This is a genomic window from Chitinophaga sp., assembly GCF_036569125.1.
GTDB lineage: Bacteria > Bacteroidota > Bacteroidia > Chitinophagales > Chitinophagaceae > Chitinophaga.
Genome location: NZ_DATCRF010000231.1, coordinates 1 through 3,553 on the forward strand (window position 1 = coordinate 1; position 3,553 = coordinate 3,553).

At 48.6% G+C, this 3,553-nt stretch carries 4 protein-coding genes; 3 read left to right on the top strand and 1 reads right to left on the bottom strand.

Features of this window, described 5'->3' with window-relative positions; genetic code table 11:
- The coding region (locus VIM87_RS08160; RefSeq protein WP_331996504.1) for a RagB/SusD family nutrient uptake outer membrane protein at positions 1-388 on the top strand (388 nt) is incomplete at its 5' end.
- 80 nt (positions 389-468) lie between these two features.
- Here the strand turns inward: VIM87_RS08160 and pyrF are convergent.
- The gene (gene pyrF, locus VIM87_RS08165) at positions 469-1,293 is read right to left on the bottom strand and encodes an orotidine-5'-phosphate decarboxylase (protein WP_331996505.1); all 825 of its coding nucleotides are present in this window, start codon (positions 1,291-1,293) and stop codon (positions 469-471) included.
- Positions 1,294-1,736: 443 nt separating this feature from the next.
- Here pyrF and VIM87_RS08170 point away from each other — a divergent pair, with 443 nt between their 5' ends.
- Complete coding sequence (locus tag VIM87_RS08170) at positions 1,737-2,594, top strand: sugar phosphate isomerase/epimerase family protein (protein ID WP_331996506.1); 858 nt, start codon at positions 1,737-1,739, stop codon at positions 2,592-2,594.
- A 75-nt stretch (positions 2,595-2,669) separates the two neighbouring features.
- Positions 2,670-3,553: Gfo/Idh/MocA family oxidoreductase (locus tag VIM87_RS08175; protein ID WP_331996507.1), on the top strand; the 884-nt coding region annotated here is incomplete at its 3' end.

The following is a 3,553-nucleotide window of genomic DNA, read 5'->3' on the forward strand; positions in this document are numbered from 1 at the left end:
GATAAAAGGTTTTGGTGCAGATAAGAATACGCAATGGCCGGTGTACTTGCCGGGTGAGATAACACTGATAAAAGCAGAATGCTATGCGCGGCAGAACGATGTAAATACCGGGTTAACGGAGTTAAATAAAGTGGTTACCAAAACAGCTGCTAATGATCCGTTAAAAGTAGGCGCTGCCTTACCCGCCATTACAGGCCCGCTTTCACAGGCACAGCTGCTAACGGCTATTTACCAGAACCGCTGTATAGAGCTGTATATGTCCGGCTTAAAAATGGAAGATATGCGGCGCTTTAACCGCCCGCTTACCGAGCGCAAACGGAACTTTTTCCCGTACCCGTTTGCGGAAAGGGATAATAATCCCAACACACCTGCAGATCCTGATTTTTGAGGAAATATTATCAACATAAAAAAAAGAAGTAGGACGCTGATCCTACTTCTTTTTTTTATGCTATTCCAGTATCTTATATCCTACATTGTTTGCGATACTGCCTGCGATAAATACTCCGCCATTTCCCGCTGGTATTGCAGCGCTGCCTGGCGGGCATCTGCAGCAAAATCGTCTCCGTTACCGGCATAGATAATAGCGCGGCTGGCATTCACCAGCAAGCCGCAATCTTTATTCATAGCCAGTGAAGATATTTCCTGCAGGCTGCCACCTTGTGCGCCAACACCGGGCACCAGGAAAAAATTGTCGGGCGCCAGCTGGCGGATGGCTGCCAGCTGCGAGGTTTGCGTAGCGCCTACCACAAACATCAGGTTATCGGGCGTGCCCCATTCCATGGTGGTGCGGATCACTTTTTCATACAGGTATTCATCTCCTACCCTTTGCTTTTGAAAGTCCTGCGCACCTTCGTTCGAAGTAAGGCCCAGTACAATGGCCCATTTTTCCGAAAACTGCAGGAAAGGTTCAACGCTGTCGCGGCCCATGTAAGGAGCTACGGTAACCGCGTCAAAATTATAGGTATCAAAGAATGTTTTGGCGTATTGGGTGGCGGTGTTGCCTATGTCGCCACGCTTGGCGTCGGCAATGGTGAAAATGCCGGTGGGAATGTATTCTACCGTACGTTGTAAGCTTTCCCAGCCGCGCATGCCCATGCACTCGTAAAAAGCGGTGTTGATCTTGTAGGATACGCACAGATCGCGGGTAGCATCAATAATGGCTTTGTTAAAGGCAAATACCGGGTCTGCGTGTGAAAGCAGGTGTTTCGGAATCTTATGGATGTCCGTGTCCAGGCCAACACACAGATAAGATTGTTTTTCCTTGATCAGGCCCACTAATTCCTGTCGATTCATAGTCAGTTAAATTTGGGGCGCAAAGTTAAGCAAAACTTAATCATTGCAGGTGATTGAAATATTTGATTTGATCCATTGTTCGTGGCACATTGTCCACTGCGTATATTAACAGGTAAGCTTCCTGGTAGTATCGTTGGGTTACTTGGTTGTTGTTCTGGCACGCTGGCTACTGTTGGCAAAATCAGACTCACCTGTTAAAGGTCCGCTATTTTTGGCAAATTCAGCCGATCAATTTTTCACAATTCCGGGCACTGAATGTGGATTGCAGGGAGCAGCCCGCCTGGCATTTAAATTTTGATCTTCCGGATTTACTTATTAACTTATCCACCGGAAACAGATTATAATACCCAGAGGTTAGCCGCAGCGCCGCATGACCTGATCTTCATTCATTTATGAACAGTACATGCCTGGCTGCACCCTCCACGTTCACTGAAAAAATTACCATGCAACAACGCTTTTTTTTACTCTTTTCCATTCTCCTGATACTGATCCTGCAATCGAATGCACAAAAGCTGCCTTCTATTGGCGTTTGCAGCAATTATAAGAACGACAGCATTTTTGGCAAAGCCGGTTATGTATATATAGAAGAAGGGGTAAGCCACCTGCTGGCGCCCACGGTGAGCGAAGCGCAATTTAAAGCGCAGATGGCCGACCTGCAGCACATCCGTTGCAAAGTAGAAACCTGTAACGGTTTTTTTCCCGGTAATCTTAAAATTGCAGGCCCCCAGGTAAATGAAACCCGCGTACTGGGCTATGTGGATACTGTAATGCAACGCGCGCAAAAAGCCGGTATACAGCTGATAGTGCTGGGCAGCGGCGAAGCCCGCAAAATACCGGAGGGCGTGGATCATGCCGTGGCAAAAAAAGAGTTTATTGCGCTTTGCCGTAAAATGGCGGAAGTAGCGGCGCGTTATGACCGCATTATTGCTATAGAATGCCTGAACCGTACGGAAACCAATTTTGTAAATACACTGGAAGAGGCGAATGAAGTGGTGAATGGCGTTCACCATCCTAATTTTAAACTAACGGCCGATATGTACCATATGTTAATGGAACATGAACCCGCCGCCCATATTGACGATGCCCGCGGTAACCTGGTGCACTGCCATATTGCAGAAAGGGAAAAACGCGCTGCCCCGGGTGTAGCCCAACAGGATTTCCGGCCCTACTTTGCAGCCCTGCACCGCATTGGCTTTGAAGGCCGCATTATGGTGGAATGCCGCTGGGATAATATGGCTGAACAGGCCAAACCGGCACTGGAATATTTACAAAAGCAGCTGGAAGAAACTTACAAGGACTAACTCTTAAACTGGTACATATTAACGGCTAACGGTTAAACGCCGGTGGCTGACAGCTCTCAAAAAATTATCTGTTATATGAACAACTCACGTCGTGATTTCCTGAAAAAATCTATTATGGGCGGGGCCGGTATTACCCTCACTGCTATGGGTATGCCAGCCAGCAGCTATGCGCGCATACTGGGCGCTAATGACCGTGTAAATGTAGGACTGGTAGGCTTTTCAGACAGGGCGCGCCAGGCGCTGCTTCCCTGTTTTTTTGCTAATAACAAGGAGCTGAACTTTGACCTGATCGGCGTATCTGATATCTGGAACCGCCGCCGCGATGAAGGCAAGGCCTTCCTGGAAAATAAAACAGGACATAGCATACAAACCTATGTGAATAATGATGAGCTGTACAAGAATAAGGACCTGGATGCAGTGATCATTGCCACGGCCGATTTCCAGCATGCTTACCATACCATTGAGGCGGTAGGCCATAAAATGGATGTGTACTGCGAAAAACCTTTTGCAGAAACTATGGAAGATGCACGCGCTGCGCTGAAAGCCGTAAAAGGTTCCGGCAAAATATTCCAGGTAGGCACACAACGCCGCAGTGGCCCCAGCTACCATGCTGCTGCCAACTTTATAAAGGAAGGCAAGTTCGGGCCTATTACCATGGTGGAAATGACCTGGAACGTGAACCAGCCGGGCCGCTGGCGCCGTCCTGAACTGGTAAAATCCATCCGTGAATCTGATACCGACTGGAAACGCTTCCTGGCCGGCCGCCCGCAGGATAGCTGGGACCCGCGCAAATACCTGGAGTTCCGCCTGTTCTGGCCTTATTCCAGCGGCATTTTTGGCCAGTGGATGACCCACCAGATCGATACCGTGCACTGGTTCAGCGGTTTGAAACATCCCCGTTCTGCCGTAGCCAATGGCGGCATTTATGTATGGAAAGATGGCCGCGCAAATGCAGATAC